This is a genomic window from Antarctobacter sp., assembly GCF_965277915.1.
Classification (GTDB): Bacteria; Pseudomonadota; Alphaproteobacteria; order Rhodobacterales; family Rhodobacteraceae; genus Antarctobacter.
In genome coordinates this window covers 4,365,850-4,386,560 of the sequence record NZ_OZ255849.1, presented here as the reverse complement: position 1 = coordinate 4,386,560, position 20,711 = coordinate 4,365,850, and the positions used below count along the sequence as shown (strand labels likewise).

The window sequence follows — 20,711 nt, the reverse complement described above, 5'->3', positions numbered from 1 at the left end:
TGCCGGCGCGTTACCTCTGCGCGATCCATTGCCCCTCCACGGCGCGCACGATGCCCTGCGCATCCACCGTCAGGTTTGAGGTCGCGCCGCTCGCTTGATCGACCGTCGCGTACCTGTCCTTCGCCACCCGCCGGAGGGCGAGGCGCAGAGGTGTCAGACGCGCCAGTTCCAGGTCCAGATTGGCGAGATCGACGGCGGCCTCTTCCCCGATGCCCAGCGCGAGACGGCGGATCGGCAGGGTCAGCGCAGCGGGGGTAAAGCCAAGGTGGATATCCTTGGCGCCGGCGACCTCCGGGGCATGTGCCCCGTTCAGCAGCCAGTCATCCGCTGCATTGCGCTGGATGAAGATGCGGGAGCGGGCGCCGATACGGACACGGTGCGTCGTCCCGTCGCTGCGGGCGCGGATGCGATAGCGCAACGCGGTCCAGTCCGCATCCGTTGACGACCCGTCGATCAAAAAGCCGCCTTCGGCCTCTGCGAAACGGCATGCGTCGTTTCCCGGTCCGTCCTGGCGGACCCACAAGACGGCGAACGCTCCTGCGATCATGGCTGTGCCTCCCCTTGGGAGCAGAGTCTAGCACGTTGCGCTTGCCATGGCGCCAATCAGTCCAGCGATCCCTCGGGGGCCTGGATCAACCCCCTGCCGCAATCGATGTAAGAGGCTGCCGGGCACATCGGCTCGAAGGTGGCAGAGCGGACCAGGCGGGTGGCCAGCGTCCGTGCCGTCACGGCCTCGTTCTCGGCACGCATCTTTTCGACCCAGAGCGCGGCGATCCCCACCGCATGGGCCAACGCCATCGAGGTGCCGTTGAGCGGGCGCAGGCCTTCGGCCGGGCCGGCCGAGATGATGCCCACGCCCGGTGCCACCACGGCCGCGCCCGCGTTGGTAAAGGGCGCGGGGCAAAACCCCGCTTCGCCCGGCCCGCAGGCGCCGACGGCCAGCACGCCCGAAGCCGCTGCCGGGGCAACCGGGCCGGTCTCGAAATCGGTTGCGATGGTGCGGAGAGAGTCGTTGCCGACGGCGCCCAGCATCAGCGGAACCTGTCCGCCGCCGATCATCTGCAACAGCATTTCACAAATGCGCAGGTTGCCGCGATAGGCATGGATGGCGGCCGCAGTGGCCAGCGGTACCGGATAGCCTTCCTCGACAAGGGACTCGATCTGGGCAGCAGTATCGAAGGCCAGTGCAAAGCCGACGATCTCCGCCTTTTTCTGCAAGGCCCAGAGCAGCGCGTTCAGGAAATCCTCGGACCGGCCGCGCCCGCTGTCTGTCAGCACCTTGCCGACCAGCAATTCGCTGATCCCGCGCGCCACGCCGATGCGCGTGCCGCCCAGGTCGCGGCCCAGCACCGTCCCCGCCATATGGGTGCCGTGGCCGTTGGCATCCGCGATGCCGGTTCCGGCGAAATCCCGTGCTGTCACCGCGACCCCGGCAAAGCAGGCGTGCCCGGCGTCGATCCCCGTGTCCAGCAGCGCCACACGCGCCCCGGCGCCCGACATCGGGGTCCAGTCCGCCCGGGTGGCCCGCAGTCCCCAGCCCGGAACCATGTCGCAGGCACGCAACTCGTCCATCGGTTCGGGCGTCAGCAGGCGGGTTGGCATGGCGGGCTGGATGGTCAGAAGATCGCGGTCGCCGGCGGTCTCGCGCAGGTCGGAGGGCGTCAGTTCTTTCACCTCGATCTGCGGGTCGGCGGGGGCGTCGGGATCCTCCGGCGCGATACCGGAGCCAAGCGGCACGCGTGCCCTGCGCCAGTTCCGGGTCTTGTCTCGCAAAAGGATATATCGCGTCATGTACCGCGCCCCGGACAATCCAACCCTTGTGGATTAGGCTAGCGATACGGGATGCGTGGCGGAACGGCACTTGCGTGAATGCCGCGTGAAATCGCCATGAAATCAGACGGGCGCCGGCCAAAGTCGACCAGTCAGGCGCCCGAAACGTCTTGACCGGGTCAGATCAGGCCATGCTGGCGGAAGAGGTCCAGCAGGCTGGTTTCCGGGCGCGGTCCCATGTGGCTGATGACCTCGCGTGCGGCGACGCTGCCCATGCGGGCCGCCTTTTCCATGTCCGCGCCGGTGGCCAGTCCGAACAGGAACCCGGCGGCAAACTGGTCGCCTGCGCCGGTTGCGTCCACGGGCACGATCTTTTCCACGCTGACATCGGTGCGTGTGCCTTCGTGCAGGATCGAGACACCGTCACCGGAGCGGGTGCAGACCACCAGCGGGCAAATCTCGCCCACGGCGCGCAGGTCTGCGTCCAGGTCGTCGTTCTGATAGAGCGAGCGAATTTCGTCTTCGTTGCCGATGACAAAATCCATGTCGTGTTCGATCAGCTTCAGGAAGTCCGCGCGGTGACGTTCGACGCAGAAGGGATCGGAAATCGCGATCCCGGGCTTGCCGCCCGCCGCCTTGCAGGCACGCGCAGCCTTGAGAAAGGCCTCTTTCCCCTTGTCCTTGTCGAACAGGTAGCCTTCGAGGAACAGGATCTCGGCCTGGCCCGCCACATCCTCGGATACGTCATCCGGGCCCAGTTCGGCGGAAATCCCGAGGTAGGTGTTCATCGAGCGTTCGCCATCGGGCGAAACGAAGATCATCGACCGCGACGAGGGCAATTCGCCACCCGGAACCGGATCGTTTACAAAGTCGATGCCCTCGTTCTTCATCGCCGAGGCATAGAATGCGCCAAGGTCGTCATCCGCGACACGTCCGATAAAGGCGGTGCGCGCTTCCAGGTTCCCCAGGCCCGCGATCGTGTTGGCCACCGATCCGCCCGGTGTCTGCACGCGGTTGCCCATCGCCTCGTAAAGCGTTTCGGCGCGGTCGCGCTCGATCAGCTGCATGATGCCTTTCTCGATGCCCATGTCGGCCAGAAAGGCGTCCTCGGTGCGGGCGATCACGTCGACGACGGCGTTGCCGATGCCGACGACCTGGTATTTCTTCATGTCGTCTTTTCCTCGAATGGACAGAGGTCGTTGATGAGGCAGGCCTTGCACTTGGGCTTGCGCGCGACGCAGATGTACCGCCCGTGCAGGATCAGCCAGTGATGGGCGTGTTGCTGGAAATCGACCGGGATGTTGTCCTCGATCGCGCGTTCCACGGCGACCACGTCCTTGCCCGGGCAGATGCCGGTGCGGTTGCCGACGCGAAAAATATGTGTATCCACGGCCTGCGCCGGGTACTGCCACCACATGTTCAGCACCACGTTGGCGGTCTTGCGGCCGACACCCGGCAGGCTTTCCAGCGCGGCGCGGCTGTTGGGCACCTCGCCGCCGTAGTCCTCGACCAGGATCCTGGCCATCTTGATGACGTTCTTGGCCTTGTTGCGATACAGGCCGATGGTCTTGATATGGTCTGTCACGCCCTCTTCGCCCAGAGCCAGCATCTTTTCCGGTGTATCGGCGATCTGGAACAGCTTTTCGGTGGCCTTGTTGACTCCCGCATCCGTCGCCTGTGCCGATAGCGCCACCGCCACGACCAGCGTGTAGGCATTGACGTGGTTCAGCTCGCCCTTGGGTTCCGGTTCGGACTCCTGAAAGCGGGAAAAGATCTGCCGGATCGTATGATAGTCAAGCTGCTTGGCCATGCGTTCCCCTATGCCCGCAATGCCCCCGTGCCGCAAGTCGCCCCGCTCACCAAGGTGTGAGGCATTTTTTCGCCCGCGTTATTGATAATGAATATTCATTATCATACTTGAGCGTCATCGAACCGGAAGGACTCGCCATGCCCCGCCTGACCAAGGACCAGACTCGTCGGAAACTGCGCAATGCCGTGGTGTATGAGGCGGTGGACAAGGGCTTTGCCGCCTTGTCCGTGGCGGACGTTGTGAAACGCGCGCAAGTCTCTGCCGGGACGATCTATGTGCATTTCGAGAACAAGACCGACATGCTGCAACAGGTCTACATGGAGCTGAAAGAGGAGTTCCACGAGACCATCACCCGACGGCGGGACACCACGCCGACCGCCGCGATGATCCGTGCGATGTGGTTCGACATGTTCGACTGGATCGCCGATCACCCGCGCGAGTTCCTGTTCCTCGACTTTGGCGCCGCGGCGCATCTGCTGACCAAAGACCAGCAGGCCAAAGCGGACAGCTATGCCGAGGATATCGCGGCGCTTCTGCGGCGCGGGGTGCAGGATGGCACCCTGGCCCCGCTGGATACAAAACTGCTGTCCCTGTTGCTGACCGCGCCTGCCATGCAAATGGCGCGCGGGGCGGTGATGCGGGGCCAGCCAATACCGCGCGACAGCATCGAGCAGACCTTTGAGCGGGTCTGGCTGTCGATCGCGGCCTGAATTCCAAAGGACATGAAAATGAGCAAGATCATCCTCGTCACCGGCACCTCCACCGGGCTGGGCATTTCCATCGCCGTGCAGGCCGCGCAGGCGGGCCATACGGTCTATGCCACCATGCGCAACCTCGGAAAACGCGCGTCGCTGGATCAGGCGGCCGCAGAGGCGGGCGTCACGCTGAACGTGCTGCCGCTGGACGTGCAGGACATGGCCAGCATCGAGGCCGCGGTCTCGCAGATCATCGCGGATCACGGGCGCATCGACGTGCTGGTGAACAACGCCGGGCAGGGGTTCGTTCGTACCGTCGAACAGGCGTCAGAGGCGGACATCACCCGCGTGACCGACATCAACTATATGGGCGTCGTGCGCACCACAAAGGCGGTGATCCCGCACATGCGGCATGCACGCGCCGGGCACATCGTGAATGTCACCTCTGTCGGCGGACTTGTCGGGCAACCTTTCAACGAGATCTACTGCGCCGCGAAATTTGCGGTCGAAGGGCTGACAGAGGCGATGGCCGCCTATCTGACCCCGGCTTTCGGCATCCGTTTCAGCGCTGTCGAGCCCGGCGGAATCCAGTCCGAATTTGCCGCAACCGTGTTGAAACAGGTCGAGGAGACCGGCGGCATGCTGGAGGATGAATACCTGCCGATCCTGCAAACCTATATCTCTGGCGCGCAGTCCCGCATGGGGGCAGACGCCTACCAGACACCGGACCAGGTGGCAGAGGTGATCATGGGCGTCATCGCGGCAGAGACACCGCCGATCCGCGTCCGTACCTCTGAGTGGGCAGAGGACCTGACCCGGTTCAAGACCGCAGCCGATCCCGACGGTCTGACACAGCAGGAGATGGTGGTCGGCCGCTTCCTTGCGGCCCTCTGACATCAAGACCACCGGCGCCGAGCGGAGCCGATGTCGGTGTCTTCACCGCCAGTGACATCCTCGTCGCCGGGGAATGGCCCCTCGCTCCAAGGTTGGTTCATATGCACCGCCGCTCTATCGCCTTTCCGCAATATTCGGATCGCTTGCCCGCGGCGACAGGGCTAATCTGCGGCGCAAGGAGAGACAGCCATGCCCAAGGACGACGATCAGAGCTATCACTACCAGGTCATGCGCCGCGCCATCGAGGCGGTTGACCTTCTGGGTCCGCAGGCCACGCTGGACCAGATTGCAGGCGAGGTCGGCATGAGCCCGGCGCATTTCCAGCGCCTGTTCAGCCAATGGGCGGGGGTGTCTCCCAAACGCTACCAGCAATACCTGACGCTGGGCCATGCAAAGACCTTGCTGGCCAGTCGCTTCACCACGCTGGAAACCGCCCATGCCACGGGCCTGTCCGGCGGCGGGCGGCTGCACGATCTGTTCCTTCGGTGGGAGGCAATGAGCCCCGGCGACTATGCGCGCGCGGGCGCCGGCCTGACAATCTACTGGGGCTGGTTCGAAAGCCCCTTTGGTCCGGCCCTGGTCATGGGCACCGACAAGGGCATTTGCGGCATCGCCTTTTCCGCCGAGACGACAGAGGCAGAGGCGATGGAGGACATGCTGGCGCGCTGGCCCCGGGCGGATTTCGTCGAGGATCCTATGCGCCTGCGACCCTGGGCGCTGGCCGCCTTCGGCGTCAAGGCGGACGGGCCGGTGCCGCTCTACCTGATCGGGGCGCCTTTCCAGATCAAGGTCTGGGAGGCGCTGCTGCAGATCCCCTCGGGCCATGTCACCACCTATTCCGAAATCGCCGAGGCCATCGCGCACCCCAAGGCGGTGCGCGCGGTCGGGACGGCCGTGGGGCGCAACCCGATCAGCTACCTGATCCCCTGCCATCGCGCCCTGCGCAAATCCGGCGGTCTGGGCGGTTATCACTGGGGGCTGCCGGTCAAGCGGGCCATCCTTGCCTGGGAAGCGGCAAGATTGGAGGCTTGAGGTCTTAACATGCTGTAAAGAAATGATGTTTCGCGCGCGAAACACGCGCGCGCCGGGGCCATGCGCGGAGCCTTGCCGATTTTCCCGGTGACAGGGCTGGGGTTTTGGCGGATGTTATTGCATATCGACAGTGAAAGACCCCATTCAAGTGGGGCAAACCTGAAAAGAGGCTACACATGATCCGGGCGAAATCCGCGATTCTCATCTCTGCCGTGGCGGTCATCGGCCTGTCGGCCTGCACCACGGGCAACCCGAACGATCCCAACCGCCAGACCAAACAGGGTGCCCTCGTGGGTGCCGGTGTGGGCGCGGTTGCAGGCCGCCTGCTGGGCGGTGGCGACAAGGGCGAGCGTAACCGGGCGACCGTCGCGGGTGCCCTGGTGGGTGCCGCCGCGGGGGCCGCCATCGGCAACCAGCTGGACAAGCAGGAAGCCGAACTGCGCCAGCAGATGGGCGACAACGTCAGCATTCGCAACACCGGCGACCGGCTGATCGTGACCATGCCGCAGGACATCCTGTTCCCCACCGACAGCGCCAACCTGCGCCCGACGCTGGTGTCGGATCTGCGTGACGTGGGTCAGTCGCTGCTCGCCTATCCGAACACCACCGCCCAGGTGATCGGCCACACCGACAGCGACGGTGACGCCGCCTACAACCTCGACCTGTCGCAGCGTCGCGCGCGCTCGGTCGCCAACGTGCTGATCTCCGAAGGCGTGCCCTCGTCGCGCATCTCGGTCATTGGCCGCGGTGAGGATCAGCCGGTGGCATCGAACCTGACGCCCGAAGGCAAGGCCCAGAACCGCCGGGTCGAGATCGTGATCCTGCCCAACGCGTGACTGCACAGGGGCTGTGCCCCACCTTTGAGAGACAAAAGAGCGCCGCGGCTTGCCGCGGCGCTTTTGCGTGGTAGGTCAGGGTCAGACAAACAGGAGACCGATCATGCCCGAACCCACCCTTGTCGGCCTGTGTGGCGTTCTGCGCGCCGACAGCAGCAACCGCAAGCTGATGTTCGAGGCCGCCCGCCTCTTTGAACCTGCCAGTTTCACCGAGCTTGACCTGCGGTTCCCGCTGTTCGACGAGGATATTCAGAACGGTGAGGGCATTCCCGCCGCCGTGCAGGCCGCCGCCGATGCCATCGCGGGTGCGGACGCGGTTCTTGTGGTGACGCCGGAGTACAACAAGGGCCTGTCAGGGGTGCTCAAGAACGCGCTGGACTGGATCAGCCGGACCGAGGGCACGCCCTGGCGGGACAAGCCGGTCGCGCTGATGTCGGCGGCGGCGGGCCGTGCCGGGGGCGAGCGGGCCCAGAACATGGCCCGGCTCTGCCTCAATCCCTTTCGCCCGCGCCTGCTCACGGGACCGGAGTTCATGCTGGCGCAAAGCCGCAAGCAGTTCGACGAAGACGGGCGGCTGACCGACGAACGCGCGCTGAAATTGCTGAACGACCAGATGCAGGAACTGCGCCGCGAGGTCGTGCGAATGCGGGGCTGAGGGCCTCAGCCCGGATCGGGGGCAGGGTTGGAAATCTCGATCAGGTTGCCATCCGGATCGCGGATGTAGATCGACCGGATCGGGCCGGTGGCGCCGGTGCGCGTCAGCGGTCCTTCCTCGATCGTCACGCCCCGGGCTGCAAGATGCGCCTGCCACGCCGCCAACGGCGTTTCGCTGAGAAAGCACAGGTCTGCGGTTCCGGGGCCTGGCGCGCGGGCCTTGGGATCGAATTCCTGCCCGGCGGTGTGCAGGTTGATCTTTTGCCGGCCGAATTTCAGCGCCCATCGGGTGCTGCCATCGGCGGGGGTGAACCGCTCTGCCTGCATCCCCAGGACGGCTTCGTAGAACCGACGGGTTGCGGCGGGATCGGCGACGGTCAGCACGAGGTGGTCGAGCGACTGGACGACAGGTGGCATGGCTGGAATAACCCCGGCAAAATCAAGGAGCGTGACCCATGAAGACTGGCCCGGCGGCCGAGCGCCGTCAAACAGACGTGATGGATCCGGACCGCGCCCGCGCCCTGCAAGCGGCACTGGACCTGCCCGTGACCATCGACGCGGGCACCCCTCTGCCGGCCTTCTTTCACCAGATCTATTTCTGGGATGCGCAGCCGCCCGGCGTGCTGGGCCGCGACGGTCATCCACGCGTCGGCACCGGCCTGATCCCCGACCTGGGACTGCCGCGCCGGATGTGGGCCGGGGGAGCGTTGCAGTTCCATGCGACGTTGCGCGCCGGGCAGATGGCGGAAAAGGTCTCTCGGGTGGTGGACGTGACCCGCAAGGACGGGCGCAGCGGTCCGCTGGGCTTTGTCACGCTGGCGCATGAGATCTGGCAGGGCGGGCAGCTATGCGTGACGGAACGGCAGGACCTCGTCTACCGCGAGGATCCAGACCCGTCAGCGCCGCGCCCGGTGCCGCCGGAGGCCCCGACCGGAGAGGAGGCCAGCCGCGAGATGGGGTTTTCCGAGACGCTGCTGTTCCGGTACTCGGCGCTGACCTTCAACGGCCATCGCATCCACTACGACGTGGAATACGCGCGGGCGGTCGAGGGCTATGGCGGATTGGTGGTGCATGGCCCGCTGCTGGCGCAGGGGCTGTTGCTGTTCGCGCAGGACAAGGCGCCCGTGCGTGGCTTCAGCTTTCGGGCGACCGCGCCCCTGATGCACGACGAGCGCGCCACCCTGTGCCGCACCGGAGACGACCTGTGGGTGCGCGGCCCGGATGGACGGCAGTGCATGCGGGCGACGGTGGAACACTGATCGGCACGACCGGGGCGACGCCCCGGCCAGGGCGGCTTAGCAGCCGGTGCCGTGCAGGACGACGCGCATCGTCTTGACCAGAACGCGCAGGTCGTTGATCAGCGAAAGCTGGGCGAGGTAGGCGGTGTCGAAACCGGCGCGTTGGGCAAAGGAGCTTTCGTTGCGCACCGAAATCTGCCAGTAGCCGGTGATCCCCGGGCGCAGCGCGTAATAGGCGGTGCCGGGATAGATGTCCTGCTGGCAGGGCATCATCGGGCGCGGCCCGACCAGAGACATGTCCCCGCGCAGCACGTTGAACATCTGCGGCAGTTCGTCGATCGAGGTCTTGCGGATCAACCGCCCGATGGCGGTGATGCGCGGATCGTTGCGCAGTTTCTGCGTCCGGTCCCATTCCGCGCGGGCGGCGGGTGTCTTGTCCAGGTATGCGCTGAGCCGGGCTTCGGCGTCAGGCACCATGCTGCGCAGCTTCCAGATGTTGAACACCCGTCCGTTCCGGCCCAGGCGTTTCTGCGCGTAAAAGGGAGAGTGCCCGTCGCGTGCGATGAGCAGGGCAAATACCCCGACGATCAAGAGGATAGGCAGGGCGCCCAGTATCACCAGCGCCACGTCGAGCGCCCGTTTGAAGACGTCGCGATAAAGTGCGGGGCCGTTTTCGGCGTGCAGCGCCTCATCGATCAGCTTTTCGAACCTGGCCGTTGGTAGCGGCTGGCGCAGTTGTAGTGTCAAGATGACCTCCCGAGTCATGCATCGACGAGAGCACAGCGAATTGGTCCGCGTTCATCGCTGGTTCACGCATAGCTCCGCCATGACACGCCAAGGCGTGTTTCCCCGGGCAGAGGGGCTGATCGCCCCCGCTATGTCATTGAATGGCGATGCGCCGAAGGCGCAGCAAACCTATCGAGATACCCCCATTGCGGAAGCACCAACCCCCAAGTGCCGTTCATTTAAATTGCGACGAAAGTTTGTCCCAATCGTTCGACGAAATTCTTATGACTTTACCCCGTTGTTCCGTCAATCTGCGCCAGAGAGTGCAACCAAGAGGTGAATGGGGTGTTTGCGGAGGTATCTGAAATGCGGGGAAAAAACCGGCCGCGAGCTCAAAAATGACGCGGGGCCTAGCGGTGTTTTCGGTGGAGGCAGTCAGGATTGTTTCCCTTTGGTGAAACATGCGCAGTGAAACAATCTCATGGCGTTTTTCCAGCCTGTGTTTCCGGGTCGCGAACAGTCTCGGAAAATAGCGGGATAGGGCCGGTGAAACCGCAAAATTGACGCTGCGCAAATCCGGCAGAGGCGGACATGTTCATTCTGCTGGAAACAATATCGATAACTTGCCCTTACGGAAGGCGGCGGCCCGCGGTTTTTGATCCGGATTCTGCTGCATCGGATATATTCGACAATTATAAGGTGAGTTGTGAAACTCACGGATTGTTACAAAAGTGGGGAAATCGAGAGGCCGGGGTCTTGACCTTGCCCGAATCACACCCCGGCGGCGCCACTGATTCGCCCGGATTGGTCACAAAGTTGCCGAATTTTGGCCCCGGGCCGGGGAAATATGGCGCGACAATCCAATCGTCGAGAGCCGCGGTGGAGAGGCCAGAGTTGAAAGCCCGTCAGGGCGCGGATATGTCGATCCGGCAAGCGGATCGGGACGAAAGGGCGCACTGTGACCAACCATCTCTACAAGGGTGATCTGCCGGATGACCTGGACCTTGGCCCGGTCGTGGCCATCGATTGCGAGACGATGGGGCTGAACCCGCACCGTGACCGCTTGTGTGTCGTGCAGTTGTCGAGCGGCGACGGCAATGCCCACCTGGTGCAGATCGCCAAGGGGCAGACCGAGGCGCCCAACCTCGCGCGCCTGCTGACCGATCCGCAGGTCCTGAAACTGTTTCACTTTGGCCGTTTCGACATCGCCGCGATGTACAATGCATTCGGCGCGCTAGCCGCGCCCGTCTATTGCACCAAGATCGCCAGCCGCCTTGTGCGCACCTATACCGACCGTCACGGCCTCAAGGCGCTGACACAGGAACTGCTGTCCGTCGACATCTCGAAACAGCAGCAGTCCAGCGACTGGGGCGCGGCCGAGCTGACCGAGGCGCAAAAGGACTATGCCGCATCGGACGTGCTGCATCTTCACCGGCTGCGCGATGCGCTGGATGCGATGCTGGACCGCGAAGGGCGGACAGGGATCGCCCAGTCCTGTTTCGATTTCCTGCCGACCCGGGCGATCCTCGACCTGCAAGGATGGCCGGACACCGATATCTTTGCCCATGCCTAAGAGGGGATGAACATGCGCCGGGGAGACGGGCTTTACTCGCGAGTGATCGCCTGGCTGAAGATCCTTCTTCCCCTGGTGGCGCTGGCCATGCTGTCGACACTCTTTTTTCTGTCGCGCTCGACCGAGACGTTGCAGGACGTGCCCTTTGTCGAGGCGCTGCAACGTGATGTGGCGCGGGAGCAGGTGAGCGCACCGTATTTTGCGGGAACCACCCCCCAAGGCGACGTGTTGACCATGACCGCGCGCAGCGTACGGCCCGAAGGTGACGGCCAGATCATTGCCGACGAGCTGGAGGCGCTGATGCGCCTGACCGATGGCAGCGAGTTGAGACTGGACGCCGTGGAGGCAATTCTGCGTGACAAAAGCCAGTCGGCGTACTTGCAAGGCGGTGTTCGCATCGAAAGCTCGCAGGGCTATATCCTGCGCACAGAGGGGCTGATGTCGCGGCTGGATGAGATCGAGGCGGAAAGCATCGGCCCGGTCGAAGGTGAGGGCCCGGTGGGTCGGTTCGAGGCCGGCCATCTGAGGATCGCGCCCAGCGGAGAAGAGGGAGCGGTGCAAATGGTGTTTTCCGGCGGCGTGAAACTGGTATATCAACCGCCGAAAGAAGAAAGTGCTGCCGAATGATCCGTCACCTGCTTGCCGTCATGCTTTTCCTCGCGCCACTCGGCGCAGCTGCGCAGGGGGCCCAGGTGGCTTTTGGCGGAATGCAGCAAGACACCCGTGCCCCGGTCGAGGTGACCGCCGACACGCTGCAGGTGAACCAGGCTGACGGAACCGCCCTGTATACCGGCAACGTGGTGATCGCCCAGGGGCAGATGCGGCTGGCGGCCCCCCGGGTGCTGGTCGTCTACTCGAACGAGGCGGGGCGGATCCGGCGAATGGAGGCCACGCGCGGCGTGACTCTGGTCAGCGGCTCCGAGGCGGCCGAGGCGCAGCGCGCGGATTATGACATCGAGGCAGGGCAGGTCGTCATGACCGGCAATGTCCTGCTGACCCAAGGGCCCAGCGCGCTGACCGCCGAACGCATGGTCGTCAACCTCAGCGATGGCACCGCGCAGCTTTCCGGCCGGGTGCGCACCGTGTTGCAGCAGGCGCCCGACGGCGAAGGACAGCCCTGATATGACCCGCCCCGACCTGAGCGTGACCGAAGGCGACAGTGGCCTTCGCGTCGAACACCTGCGCAAGAGCTATCGCAAGCGCGTCGTCATCCGCGACGTCAGCCTGCGCGTCGACCGGGGCGAGGTGGCGGCGCTGCTGGGGCCGAACGGTTCTGGCAAGACGACATCCTTCTATGCCATCGCCGGTCTGGTGAATCCCGAGGGAGGGCAGGTGCTGATCGACGGGCGTGATGCCACCTACCTGCCGATGTACCGCCGGGCGCGGCTGGGCATCGGTTATCTGCCGCAGGAAATGTCGATCTTTCGCGGCATGAGCGTCGAGGACAACATCGGCGCGGTTCTGGACATCGCCGAACGCAATGCCCACCGCCGCCGCGAGCGGCTGGAGGAACTGCTGGGCGAGTTTTCGATCGAGCATCTGCGCCGGGCCCCCGCGCTGGCCCTGTCCGGGGGCGAAAGGCGGCGGGTGGAAATCGCGCGCTGCCTGGCGGCGAACCCCAAGTACCTTCTGCTGGACGAACCCTTTGCCGGGGTCGATCCGATCAGCGTCGGCGACATCCGCCACCTTGTCGCGGATCTCAAGACGCGCGGCATCGGCGTGTTGATCACCGATCACAACGTGCGTGAGACGCTCGAGATCGTGGATCGGGCCTATATCCTGCATGATGGCAAGGTCCTGATGTCGGGCACGCCGCAGGAAGTGGTGCAGAATGAAAACGTCAGGCGTGTCTACCTGGGTGAAAATTTTCGCTTTGGTTGAAAAGGCGGTCATCTCCGCTTGACAGCCGCCGTGGACAGATTGTCGCTGCATCGGGCACGCTCTGCCTCCGGTTTCCATTGACAGACCCGCCGGTTTCCTCGTCAAATATGGGAATGGTGCTATCGATCACGGCATTGCGTGTTGGCGGGCTCCTCGGTTCCGAGGCGGTCCGCGTGCATTCCGCGATCCGGTACTACCTTCCCTGAACCTTGTGACGCCGTGACGGGGGCTTGTCCTCCGTGTGGCGTACGGGTGCATAAGAAAAGGACAGATCATGCGCTATCAGATCACGGGAAAACACATCGATATCGGCGATGCGCTTCAGGTTCATGTCACGAATGAACTGGGCAGCGTGCTGGACAAGTACGGCCAGCGTCCGACCGACGCGACCGTTGTTTTCTCAAAGGCGGCCCATGAATATGTCTGCGAAGCGATCGTTCACCTGTCGAGCGGGCTGAACGCTGCCGCCAAGGGACATGCGACGGAAATCTATGCAGCTTTCGAGGCCTGCGCGGAAAAGATGGACAAGCAGCTTCGTCGCTACAAGCGCCGGTTGAAAGACCATCACAAGGACCGGGCCGAGCCTGTTGAAACTTTCGGGGCAGCCTCGTATATCCTCGCCACCGAAGCGGAATCGGGGGAAGACGAACCCGAAACGCTGCAGCCGATCATCGTGGCGGAGATGCAGACCAAGATCCCGTCGCTCTCGGTTGGAGAGGCCGTGATGCAGATGGAATTGGCCGGTGCGCCTGTTCTGGTGTTTCGCAACGAAAAGAAGGATGGCGTGAACGTCGTGTATCGCCGGGAGGATGGCAACATCGGCTGGATCGATCCGTAAAGATCAGCCAAACGCCGCCAGACCGGACCGTTCGGTGTTCGCACCTTAGCTACAGGCATTGCTCATGAAATTTGTCGATCTCATCTCGCCGTCTGCTGTCAAAGTCGTTTCCTCGACTTCCAGCAAAAAGCGACTGATGCATGACATTTCGGACCTCGCGGAGAGCGCCTATGGCGTCAATGCGCCTCGTATCCTCGAGGCGCTGATGGAGCGTGAGGCCCTGGGGCCGACGGGTGTCGGCCACGGGGTGGCGCTGCCCCATGCGCGGATTCCGGGCATCGACAAGGTCGCGGGCGCCTTTATCCTGCTGGACAAACCCGTCGATTTCGACGCGGTCGACCGGCAACCCGTGGACATCGTCTTTGCGATCTTCGCTCCCGAGGAAGCCGGGGTCGAACATCTCAAGGCGCTGGCGCTCGTCTCGCGCAGCCTTAGGGACCAGGGGCTGTGCGCCAAGCTGCGCGCAAACCCCGAGCCCTCCACGCTTTACACCATCCTGACAGAGGCCGAGGCCTCCAAGGCCGCCTGAGACATTTCCGCGACAGCCGCGTTAGGTCAGGAATTCCCCCGTTGGCGCCGATGCGCCGGCGGGGTATCTGATCTGTATCCATCACCCCGACAACAGAGGAGGGCCGCACATGACCGGATCTATCGTCACCGCTTCCTCCTTGGATCGTTCGGGCCGCTGATTTCCTGCGCCTGCGGGCGCGCCTCCATCCCCCCTTGGACGATCCGCCTTTGCGGCCCCCTAGCGGGCCGCCTCTCATGATTTGAGAAAGACGGACCTATGGGCAATTCCCCCATCGCGGCACGCGCGCGTGTCTGCGAATTCTATTCTGACGGCGCCTGGATCGAAGGACGCGCCGTCGATCAACTGAACGAGGTTGCCGGCTGGCCCGGCATGGCCGCCGTGGCCGGCTTCCCCGACCTGCATCCGGGCCGTCATGGTCCGGTCGGTGGCGCCTTTCTGGCCGACCGCATCTATCCGCAACTGATCGGCCCGGACATCGGTTGCGGCATGGCGCTGTACCGGCTCGACCTGCCGCGCCGCAAGCTGAAGCTGGACAAGGCGGCACGACGGCTGGAGGTGCTGGAAGATGGCGCCGAAGCCGACGAGGCCCGCGCCGCGCTGGCCGGAACGCCGGCCGAAACCCTGGGGCCGCAGGGGCTGGGCACGCTGGGCTGTGGCAACCATTTCTGCGAGTTGCAAGTGGTGCAGGAGGTGCACGACACGACAGCGGGCCTTGCGCCGGGTGATCTCTGCCTGCTGGTGCAAACCGGCTCTCGCGGGCATGGGGCCGGGGTCTTCACCGGGATCGAAGACAGCTGGAAAACCGGCTTTCTGCCCGGCAGAGCGGCGGCGGAAAGCTATGTTTCCCTGCATGATGCCGCGCAGGTCTGGGCGCGGATCAACCGGGCTTTGCTGGCGCAGGCGGCGGCAGCGGCGCTGCGCTGCTCGGCCGACCTGATCTGCGATGCGCCGCACAACCACCTCGAAGCGCGCGATGACGGCTGGCTGCACCGCAAGGGCGCGGCGGCGCCAGATCGCGGTCTGGCCCCTCTGGCCGGCTCGCGCGATAGCCTGAGCTACCTCATGGCGGTGCCCGACGGGCCGGCAGAGGCGCTGGGTTCGGTCTCGCACGGGGCGGGGCGTCGCTATGACCGCGCCGCCATGCATGGCCGTATCCGCCGGGTGAAATCGGAACTGGAGGCAATGCGCCAGACCCGGTTCGGCGGGCGCGTGATCTGCGCCGACCGAGACCTGCTGATCGAAGAGGCGGGCACGGCCTACAAGGACGCGGCTGCGGTGCTCGGCGATCTTGAGGCTTTCGGCCTTGCGCTGGGGGCGGCGTCGCTGGCGCCGCTCATCACCTTCAAGACCTGCAAGGGAGGCCGCTGATGGTGACGCTGTTGATTTCCAGCGGCAACGGGCCGGGCGAATGCCAGCAGGCGGTGGGCCATGTCCTGACCCGCCTGGCGGACGAGGCAGAGGCGCATCGCGTGACGCTGGACGTGGCCGAACGCGCAGGGCGCCACGGCCCGGTCTCGGCCATTGCCGTGCTCACCGGCCCGGGGGCCGAGGCGCTGGCGGCGCGCTGAAAAGGTGTGCTGCTTTGGCGGTGCCCCAGCACCCTGCGTCCCCGTCACAAGCGCAAGAACTGGTTCGTGCAGGTGTTTCGCCTGCCGGGCGCGGCGCGCGGTGAGAACATCGACCCGCGCGACGTCGAGATGACCGCGATCCGTGCCGGTGGCCCCGGCGGCCAGCACCAGAACAAGACCTCCAGCGCCATCCGTGCGCGTTGGGGTGCATATGCGGTGGTGGTGCGTGATCAGCGCTCGCAGCACCAGAACCGGCGTCTGGCGCTGGAGCGGCTGCAGGCACTGGCCGATGCGGACGCCGCCGAGGCGCAGGCGGCGCGGGACGGCAAGGCGCACTGGCTGCATCACCAGTTGCAACGAGGCGACCCGGCGCGCGTTTTCGAGGGGCCGGGATTTTGCGAACGGTGAGGCAACGACCCCCGCATGATACCCCTCTTCGGTTATACCTCGGGGGTGAGGCCGAAGGCCGGGCGGCAGCGCTCCCTTCACGCCCAGTCGTCGAAGCCGAACATGGTATAGTCGCGCTGGTAGGCCTCGCGCCCCAGCGTCTCGATCCGGTCGTCGTAGATCTGGGCCAGGGAAAACGGTGCGCGGTTTGGCACCGGCTGTGGATCCGGAGGGGTGCCGTGACCCACCTGCAGCGCAAGCGCAGGCAGGTAGGCCTGCATCTCGTCCTCGCGCACGATCATGTCGGGGAGAGTGAATTCGGCCATGCCCTGCAGGCATTGTGCCTGCGTTGCCCAGTGGCCGTCCACACGCACCGCCGTCTGGCCGTTGAGGTTCGCCTTGACCCATGCCAGCCAGGCGGTGAACGCTTCGCGATGGGCGTCTACATCGTAGTCCGGCCCGGGCTCCCCCTCGGGGATGGGAAGGTTGTGCGCCCGGCGCAGCACCTTGCGGATGCCCTGGAACCCGCCCTTTTCCGTGGTCAGGATCTTGGAGCAAAAGGCGTCATGTGCACGCGCTAGCGGATGCCGGATCACGGTAAAGCTGCGGTGGCCCGGTCGGTCGCGTTTCCAGGCGCGCAAGCTGCTCTGCGTGAACTTGTCCACCAGTTTGCCCGTGCCGACACCGTCCAGGGCCGCCAGCCAGTCCTTGATCGCGCGTTCGGGGCCGGAGCGGATCGGCATGTACAGCAGGGGTGTCTCGGCTGCGGCGATGTAACTGGGCACCACCGGCCCGCGGCGTGGCTCGAAATTGGGTGTCCGGGCCAGGTTGAAACGGTCCAGCCGGGCAAGGCTCTCGGCCATCTCCTCATAGTTTTCGACCTTCTCGGCGGTGGGCTGCGGGTTCTGCCGCTTTAGTGCGGTGTTGAGGCTGTCGAGCCGCGCCTCCACCCCCAGCCATCGTGCCAGCCCGTTCATGACGGCGACGTCCTGCAGATCCTCGTAGGCGACGTAAAAGGCCGTCTGACCGGTGGTTTGCAGAGCGTTCAGCAGCCTGATCTGAAACTCCTGCAACTCGGCCAGATGGGCCTCGAACTCCTCGGCGTCAAATCGCGCCAACCCATCCTTGCGTTTCTTGACGTTGGTCAGTTTCCATTGGCCGGTGGCCTGGGCGATCTTCTTGGAGACATAACTGTCGGCGGGGTTGCGCGTCAGCACGATCTTGGCCACGCGCGGATCGGCCAGCAGCCTGTCCAGCACGCGTGGATCGTGATCGTGGAAAAAGCGGAAGCCCCCTAGGCCGTCGCTGCCGGTGCGGATGCGGTCGACCAGGCCATGAGGATCGCGGTCACGCTCTTGCTGCGTGATGTCCAGGATGTCCGAGGCGTTGGGATAGCCGATGAAATGCGGGTTGAACGCCTCTCCGTGACAGGTCAGCCCGTCAAAGGCGTTCAGGTTCGCCTCCAGGAAATTCGACCCTGTCCGCATCTCGGCGAAGATCACGAAACAGTCGAAAGGCCGGGGCATAGGGCGTTATTTCCTGACAAGATAGGGTTTGCGGGTCTTGCCGCGATGCCGCCGGGGCAGGGGATCGACCGGGAAATCGCCCATGAGATAGGGGTGCATCCCTTCGTTCTTGAGGTCCTGCAAGAACTGGCCAAAGCCATTGAGCCGGACCAGGCGCGGGGCTGCGGCCAGGCCGCGGTTGTTCCTTTGCCCGATCTCGTCGATCAGTGTCTGCAGGGGTTCCATCGGGGCCTCGATGAAATCGGCCATCGTCCATGTGCGGATGCGGGCCTTGACGTCCGGCTGACGCAGTTCGTCCAGCATCTGTGCCTCGATCTTTTGCAGGCGCGCGGCCTCGGCCCTCACTTCGGCGAAATCGCCGCCCGACTGGAACAGGGGCACCGCCCATGCGCCAGTAATCACGCTGATCTGGGCGTTGGGGTCACGCGCCATGTGCCACAGGATCTTGGGGTTGTCGCGCGGCCCGTACTGGAAACACTGGCGTTCGCCGCGCGTGTTCCACAGCAGGTTGGTCAGAAAGGCCTTTGGGTTGGCATCCCGCAGGTTCGCATTGTCCGACAGGGCCCCGGCGATGACGGTTTCGCCGCCGGCAAAGTCCGCCCGGTCCGGTGCAAAGAGATGCCCGTGCACCTGCGCGCCGGTGGCCTTGGCGAGCCAGCTCTCGAAGCCGTCGAAAAGCTCTGCAAACCCTTGGAAGACAGAGTATTTCCCGGAAGTCACGCCGTTTTCCCAACCCCGGTTGGGAAACCGGCTTTGCATGTAGAGGCCGGGGCGGCCACGGGTCCGGCGATCGACCGCCTTGGCAAAGATCCGGTCGATCTTGCCCGGGTTCGGTTCCTGCCGCTGGTGGTCGCGGTTCGGCTGGGTGAGAAAGGACTGGTACAGGCGGTCCGCATGCGGCCAGATCTTGCGCGCGACGAAACAGTCGGACCGGCGCAAAAGCTGCAGGTGGTCATCGTAGAAGATGTGCGGCTTGCCCTGGAAATCGAACTTGGACAGGGTCAACGACCGGCTCTCGATCCGCGTGGAATACAGTCGCGCCAGCGTCTGGAAATAGCTTTCGTCCGGAATCCAGACGCGGCGGAAATACCGGTCATACCGGGGGCGCTGCGGGTCCTGAAGGATCGCTGTCAGGGTCTGCCGCGTCAGGCACCACCACTGGCTGCCCATGTGCGGCACCAGCCCCGCCGGGATTCGGCGGGCATATCCTGTCGCCCGTTGCAGTTCGACGAACTTGTCGAAGAGATAGCGGTTGTTGCGCCAGGAAAACGGGAACAGCAGCGTGAAGCGTTCATGATCCAGCCCGCCGACCGTCCAGGGCACATCCGCCGTGGTGGCGCTTTCGATGAAGTCGGTGCGCGGGCGGTCTGCCAGATAGGTGCGCAGGTCGGCCACGGGGCGCAGCGGCAGGCAGGAGCCGGACGAGAGGTAGACGTGCTGGACCTCGGGAAAGCTGTCCAGCATCAGCTGGGCGGCGTCCTGGCTGGCGGCGACAAGGCCCCAAGTGCCCCATTCACATCGGTGGCGCCTGGAAAAGCGCACGTCGGGCATATCGGCCAGCGCTTTCCGGAACGCCTCGAGCGCGGGCTTGCTGACCTTGGCGTCGACATGGATCACCACCGGGCAGCCGCCCGCCGCCCAGTGCCGTGCCACCTGTTCCGCCCGGTCAAAGGCGGTGTGGACCAGCATGACGATACCGACGCTCACGCCCAGTTGCCCTTGGACATGAGGCCGAGGATCTCAAGCTGGCGCCAGTTGATGTAGCGTTCCGACCACTTGCACCAGAGCTCCGGATTGTCGCGCACGCCTTCGGCATAGGCGATGTATTCTCGGCTGGCGCCGTAGTGCTGGCCGCGCGTCAGCTCTTCTTCGGCCTTGTCGGCGAAGGTGGACAGGAATTTCGTGTGCAGCAGGATGCCGCTGGCCTTTTCCCCACCCCATTCGTCGTAGACCTGGTTCAGACCGCGCGGCAAAAGGTTGTGCGTGGAGGAGACATAGGCATAGCGCCGGTCCCATTTCACCAGCGGGATCTTGTTCAGCGCCGGTGCCAGCGCGGGCTTGTCGGCAAAGAACATCCGCGCGCGTGGGCCGCCCTGGATCCAGAGATTGCCGAACTTCGGGTTCTTGCTGATCGTGTAGTTCCCGGCATCGAACCAGTTTGCGATTTCCAGCGGGTCCTGCCCGGCCTCGTAGGGGTGCTGGTCGATCCGGCCCTTGGGGTACATGTCCAGCAGCATGGCCGAGAACGACTTGATCGAAGAGGCATCCAGCCAGTCGGTCAGCGCGCGCAGCGGGCGCGTGTCACAGAAGGGGTAGAGAAAGAATTCGTCCGGATCGACGGTCAGCGCCCAGTGGCCGTGCGCGTGCTTCAGCAGCAGCCAGTTGAGCCAGTCCATGCCGAAACGGGCCCGCTTGTAGCTGGCGCGCGTGGTCCAGACAGAGACATCCGGCTGTTCGGCGAGGTAGTCCGCAGAGCCGTCGGTCGAGTCGTTGTCGACAAAGAAGAAATGACCCACCCCCATCTCGCGGTAGTAGCGCAGGAACCAGGGCAGGCGGACAGCTTCGTTCCGCTGGGTCGAGAACAGCAGAATGTCCGAGGGCCGGATTTGATCGGTACGGTCGGACAGCGGGCGCAGTTCCCGCCGCTTGCGGAAGGCGCGGATACGCCAGCGTTTTCGCTGCAGCCGCAGCCGGTATGCCTGCAATGCGCCCAAATTCGTGCCTCTTCAACCGCGCCGATGGGGCGCCCTG

General features: G+C 64.7%; 24 protein-coding genes. 15 read left to right on the top strand and 9 right to left on the bottom strand.

The genetic code is table 11. From position 1 onward, the window contains the following. Nucleotides 1–10: 10 nt before the first annotated feature. The 4 genes from ACQY5B_RS22420 to nth all read right to left on the bottom strand — a co-directional run bounded on the left by ACQY5B_RS22420 (nt 11) and on the right by nth (nt 3,580). On the bottom strand, nt 11–547 hold the full coding sequence (locus ACQY5B_RS22420; protein ID WP_420327302.1) for a putative glycolipid-binding domain-containing protein: 537 nt from the start codon (nt 545–547) through the stop codon (nt 11–13). A gap of 56 nt (nt 548–603) precedes the next feature. Further along, entirely contained in the window at nt 604–1,791 is a 1,188-nt protein-coding gene (locus tag ACQY5B_RS22415) for a S8 family serine peptidase (protein WP_420327304.1), read from the bottom strand. Nucleotides 1,792–1,949: 158 nt separating this feature from the next. Then, a complete protein-coding gene (locus ACQY5B_RS22410) occupies nt 1,950–2,939 on the bottom strand; it encodes an adenosine kinase (RefSeq protein WP_420327306.1) in 990 nt (329 codons plus the stop codon). Further along, nucleotides 2,936–3,580: an endonuclease III gene (gene nth, locus ACQY5B_RS22405; protein ID WP_420327307.1), complete on the bottom strand. Its 645-nt coding sequence runs from the start codon at nt 3,578–3,580 to the stop codon at nt 2,936–2,938. The genes ACQY5B_RS22410 and nth overlap by 4 nt, the downstream gene beginning before the upstream one ends. A 107-nt stretch (nt 3,581–3,687) precedes the next feature. On the opposite strand from nth, the gene ACQY5B_RS22400 reads away from it, so the two are divergent. From ACQY5B_RS22400 to ACQY5B_RS22380, 5 genes are all read left to right on the top strand, one after another. Continuing rightward, nucleotides 3,688–4,290 carry a TetR/AcrR family transcriptional regulator gene (locus ACQY5B_RS22400; RefSeq protein WP_424976703.1) on the top strand — a complete coding sequence of 201 codons (603 nt, stop codon included), beginning with the start codon at nt 3,688–3,690 and terminating at the stop codon, nt 4,288–4,290. Nucleotides 4,291–4,308: 18 nt separating this feature from the next. Beyond that, nucleotides 4,309–5,169: an SDR family oxidoreductase gene (locus ACQY5B_RS22395; protein WP_420327309.1), complete on the top strand. Its 861-nt coding sequence runs from the start codon at nt 4,309–4,311 to the stop codon at nt 5,167–5,169. Nucleotides 5,170–5,358: 189 nt separating this feature from the next. After that, nucleotides 5,359–6,201 carry a methylated-DNA--[protein]-cysteine S-methyltransferase gene (locus tag ACQY5B_RS22390; protein ID WP_420327310.1) on the top strand — a complete coding sequence of 281 codons (843 nt, stop codon included), beginning with the start codon at nt 5,359–5,361 and terminating at the stop codon, nt 6,199–6,201. A 176-nt stretch (nt 6,202–6,377) separates the two neighbouring features. Next, entirely contained in the window at nt 6,378–7,037 is a 660-nt protein-coding gene (locus tag ACQY5B_RS22385; protein WP_305967886.1) for a YiaD family glycine zipper/OmpA-like lipoprotein, read from the top strand. A gap of 103 nt (nt 7,038–7,140) precedes the next feature. Beyond that, entirely contained in the window at nt 7,141–7,692 is a 552-nt protein-coding gene (locus ACQY5B_RS22380; RefSeq protein WP_420327311.1) for an NADPH-dependent FMN reductase, read from the top strand. Between the two features lie 5 nt (nt 7,693–7,697). On the opposite strand, the gene ACQY5B_RS22375 is transcribed toward ACQY5B_RS22380, so the two are convergent. Further along, nucleotides 7,698–8,108 carry a VOC family protein gene (locus ACQY5B_RS22375; RefSeq protein WP_420327312.1) on the bottom strand — a complete coding sequence of 137 codons (411 nt, stop codon included), beginning with the start codon at nt 8,106–8,108 and terminating at the stop codon, nt 7,698–7,700. 38 nt (nt 8,109–8,146) lie between these two features. Here ACQY5B_RS22375 and ACQY5B_RS22370 point away from each other — a divergent pair, with 38 nt between their 5' ends. Beyond that, nucleotides 8,147–8,950 carry an HTD2 family dehydratase gene (locus ACQY5B_RS22370; protein WP_420327313.1) on the top strand — a complete coding sequence of 268 codons (804 nt, stop codon included), beginning with the start codon at nt 8,147–8,149 and terminating at the stop codon, nt 8,948–8,950. A 36-nt stretch (nt 8,951–8,986) separates the two neighbouring features. On the opposite strand, the gene ACQY5B_RS22365 is transcribed toward ACQY5B_RS22370, so the two are convergent. Beyond that, nucleotides 8,987–9,676 carry a sugar transferase gene (locus ACQY5B_RS22365; protein ID WP_420327315.1) on the bottom strand — a complete coding sequence of 230 codons (690 nt, stop codon included), beginning with the start codon at nt 9,674–9,676 and terminating at the stop codon, nt 8,987–8,989. A 937-nt stretch (nt 9,677–10,613) separates the two neighbouring features. Here ACQY5B_RS22365 and ACQY5B_RS22360 point away from each other — a divergent pair. The 9 genes from ACQY5B_RS22360 to ACQY5B_RS22320 all read left to right on the top strand — a co-directional run bounded on the left by ACQY5B_RS22360 (nt 10,614) and on the right by ACQY5B_RS22320 (nt 16,455). Then, a complete protein-coding gene (locus ACQY5B_RS22360; protein WP_420327317.1) occupies nt 10,614–11,228 on the top strand; it encodes a ribonuclease D in 615 nt (204 codons plus the stop codon). A gap of 42 nt (nt 11,229–11,270) precedes the next feature. Next, a complete protein-coding gene (locus ACQY5B_RS22355) occupies nt 11,271–11,855 on the top strand; it encodes a hypothetical protein (protein WP_420327318.1) in 585 nt (194 codons plus the stop codon). Continuing rightward, a complete protein-coding gene (locus tag ACQY5B_RS22350; RefSeq protein WP_074621950.1) occupies nt 11,852–12,349 on the top strand; it encodes an LptA/OstA family protein in 498 nt (165 codons plus the stop codon). Before ACQY5B_RS22355 ends, ACQY5B_RS22350 begins: the two co-directional genes overlap by 4 nt. 1 nt (nt 12,350) lies before the next feature. Continuing rightward, the gene (gene lptB / locus ACQY5B_RS22345; RefSeq protein WP_420327319.1) at nt 12,351–13,109 is read left to right on the top strand and encodes an LPS export ABC transporter ATP-binding protein; all 759 of its coding nucleotides are present in this window, start codon (nt 12,351–12,353) and stop codon (nt 13,107–13,109) included. Between the two features lie 274 nt (nt 13,110–13,383). Then, the gene (gene hpf, locus ACQY5B_RS22340; RefSeq protein WP_305967895.1) at nt 13,384–13,947 is read left to right on the top strand and encodes a ribosome hibernation-promoting factor, HPF/YfiA family; all 564 of its coding nucleotides are present in this window, start codon (nt 13,384–13,386) and stop codon (nt 13,945–13,947) included. Between the two features lie 64 nt (nt 13,948–14,011). Next, nucleotides 14,012–14,476 carry a PTS sugar transporter subunit IIA gene (locus ACQY5B_RS22335; RefSeq protein WP_305967896.1) on the top strand — a complete coding sequence of 155 codons (465 nt, stop codon included), beginning with the start codon at nt 14,012–14,014 and terminating at the stop codon, nt 14,474–14,476. 258 nt (nt 14,477–14,734) lie between these two features. Continuing rightward, nucleotides 14,735–15,847, top strand: coding sequence for an RNA ligase RtcB family protein (locus tag ACQY5B_RS22330; RefSeq protein WP_420327321.1), 1,113 nt, complete (start codon nt 14,735–14,737; stop codon nt 15,845–15,847). Continuing rightward, entirely contained in the window at nt 15,847–16,047 is a 201-nt protein-coding gene (locus ACQY5B_RS22325) for a hypothetical protein (RefSeq protein ID WP_420327323.1), read from the top strand. Before ACQY5B_RS22330 ends, ACQY5B_RS22325 begins: the two co-directional genes overlap by 1 nt. Before the next feature lie 66 nt (nt 16,048–16,113). Continuing rightward, a complete protein-coding gene (locus ACQY5B_RS22320; RefSeq protein WP_421917740.1) occupies nt 16,114–16,455 on the top strand; it encodes a peptide chain release factor-like protein in 342 nt (113 codons plus the stop codon). A 77-nt stretch (nt 16,456–16,532) separates the two neighbouring features. Here ACQY5B_RS22320 and ACQY5B_RS22315 read toward each other — a convergent pair whose 3' ends face one another. Genes ACQY5B_RS22315 through ACQY5B_RS22305 form a run of 3 tightly spaced genes read right to left on the bottom strand, consistent with a single transcriptional unit; the run spans nt 16,533 to nt 20,650 of the window. Next, entirely contained in the window at nt 16,533–17,960 is a 1,428-nt protein-coding gene (locus ACQY5B_RS22315) for a nodulation protein NodH (RefSeq protein ID WP_420327327.1), read from the bottom strand. A 6-nt stretch (nt 17,961–17,966) separates the two neighbouring features. Continuing rightward, nucleotides 17,967–19,667 carry a DUF5927 domain-containing protein gene (locus ACQY5B_RS22310; RefSeq protein WP_420327329.1) on the bottom strand — a complete coding sequence of 567 codons (1,701 nt, stop codon included), beginning with the start codon at nt 19,665–19,667 and terminating at the stop codon, nt 17,967–17,969. Continuing rightward, nucleotides 19,664–20,650, bottom strand: a complete 987-nt coding sequence (locus ACQY5B_RS22305) for a glycosyltransferase family 2 protein (RefSeq protein WP_420328582.1) — start codon at nt 20,648–20,650, stop codon at nt 19,664–19,666. The genes ACQY5B_RS22310 and ACQY5B_RS22305 overlap by 4 nt, the downstream gene beginning before the upstream one ends. Between the last annotated feature and the right edge of the window lie 61 nt (nt 20,651–20,711).

What these genes read in the sequence shown, in the direction of transcription:
- ACQY5B_RS22420 (WP_420327302.1), bottom strand. Translation starts at nt 547, where the DNA reads ATGATCGCAGGAGCGTTCGCCGTCTTGTGGGTCCGCCAGGACGGACCG.
- ACQY5B_RS22415 (WP_420327304.1), bottom strand. Translation starts at nt 1,791, where the DNA reads ATGACGCGATATATCCTTTTGCGAGACAAGACCCGGAACTGGCGCAGG.
- ACQY5B_RS22410 (WP_420327306.1), bottom strand. Translation starts at nt 2,939, where the DNA reads ATGAAGAAATACCAGGTCGTCGGCATCGGCAACGCCGTCGTCGACGTG.
- nth (WP_420327307.1), bottom strand. Translation starts at nt 3,580, where the DNA reads ATGGCCAAGCAGCTTGACTATCATACGATCCGGCAGATCTTTTCCCGC.
- ACQY5B_RS22395 (WP_420327309.1), top strand. Translation starts at nt 4,309, where the DNA reads ATGAGCAAGATCATCCTCGTCACCGGCACCTCCACCGGGCTGGGCATT.
- ACQY5B_RS22390 (WP_420327310.1), top strand. Translation starts at nt 5,359, where the DNA reads ATGCCCAAGGACGACGATCAGAGCTATCACTACCAGGTCATGCGCCGC.
- ACQY5B_RS22385 (WP_305967886.1), top strand. Translation starts at nt 6,378, where the DNA reads ATGATCCGGGCGAAATCCGCGATTCTCATCTCTGCCGTGGCGGTCATC.
- ACQY5B_RS22380 (WP_420327311.1), top strand. Translation starts at nt 7,141, where the DNA reads ATGCCCGAACCCACCCTTGTCGGCCTGTGTGGCGTTCTGCGCGCCGAC.
- ACQY5B_RS22375 (WP_420327312.1), bottom strand. Translation starts at nt 8,108, where the DNA reads ATGCCACCTGTCGTCCAGTCGCTCGACCACCTCGTGCTGACCGTCGCC.
- ACQY5B_RS22370 (WP_420327313.1), top strand. Translation starts at nt 8,147, where the DNA reads ATGAAGACTGGCCCGGCGGCCGAGCGCCGTCAAACAGACGTGATGGAT.
- ACQY5B_RS22350 (WP_074621950.1), top strand. Translation starts at nt 11,852, where the DNA reads ATGATCCGTCACCTGCTTGCCGTCATGCTTTTCCTCGCGCCACTCGGC.
- lptB (WP_420327319.1), top strand. Translation starts at nt 12,351, where the DNA reads ATGACCCGCCCCGACCTGAGCGTGACCGAAGGCGACAGTGGCCTTCGC.
- hpf (WP_305967895.1), top strand. Translation starts at nt 13,384, where the DNA reads ATGCGCTATCAGATCACGGGAAAACACATCGATATCGGCGATGCGCTT.
- ACQY5B_RS22335 (WP_305967896.1), top strand. Translation starts at nt 14,012, where the DNA reads ATGAAATTTGTCGATCTCATCTCGCCGTCTGCTGTCAAAGTCGTTTCC.
- ACQY5B_RS22330 (WP_420327321.1), top strand. Translation starts at nt 14,735, where the DNA reads ATGGGCAATTCCCCCATCGCGGCACGCGCGCGTGTCTGCGAATTCTAT.
- ACQY5B_RS22325 (WP_420327323.1), top strand. Translation starts at nt 15,847, where the DNA reads ATGGTGACGCTGTTGATTTCCAGCGGCAACGGGCCGGGCGAATGCCAG.
- ACQY5B_RS22315 (WP_420327327.1), bottom strand. Translation starts at nt 17,960, where the DNA reads ATGCCCCGGCCTTTCGACTGTTTCGTGATCTTCGCCGAGATGCGGACA.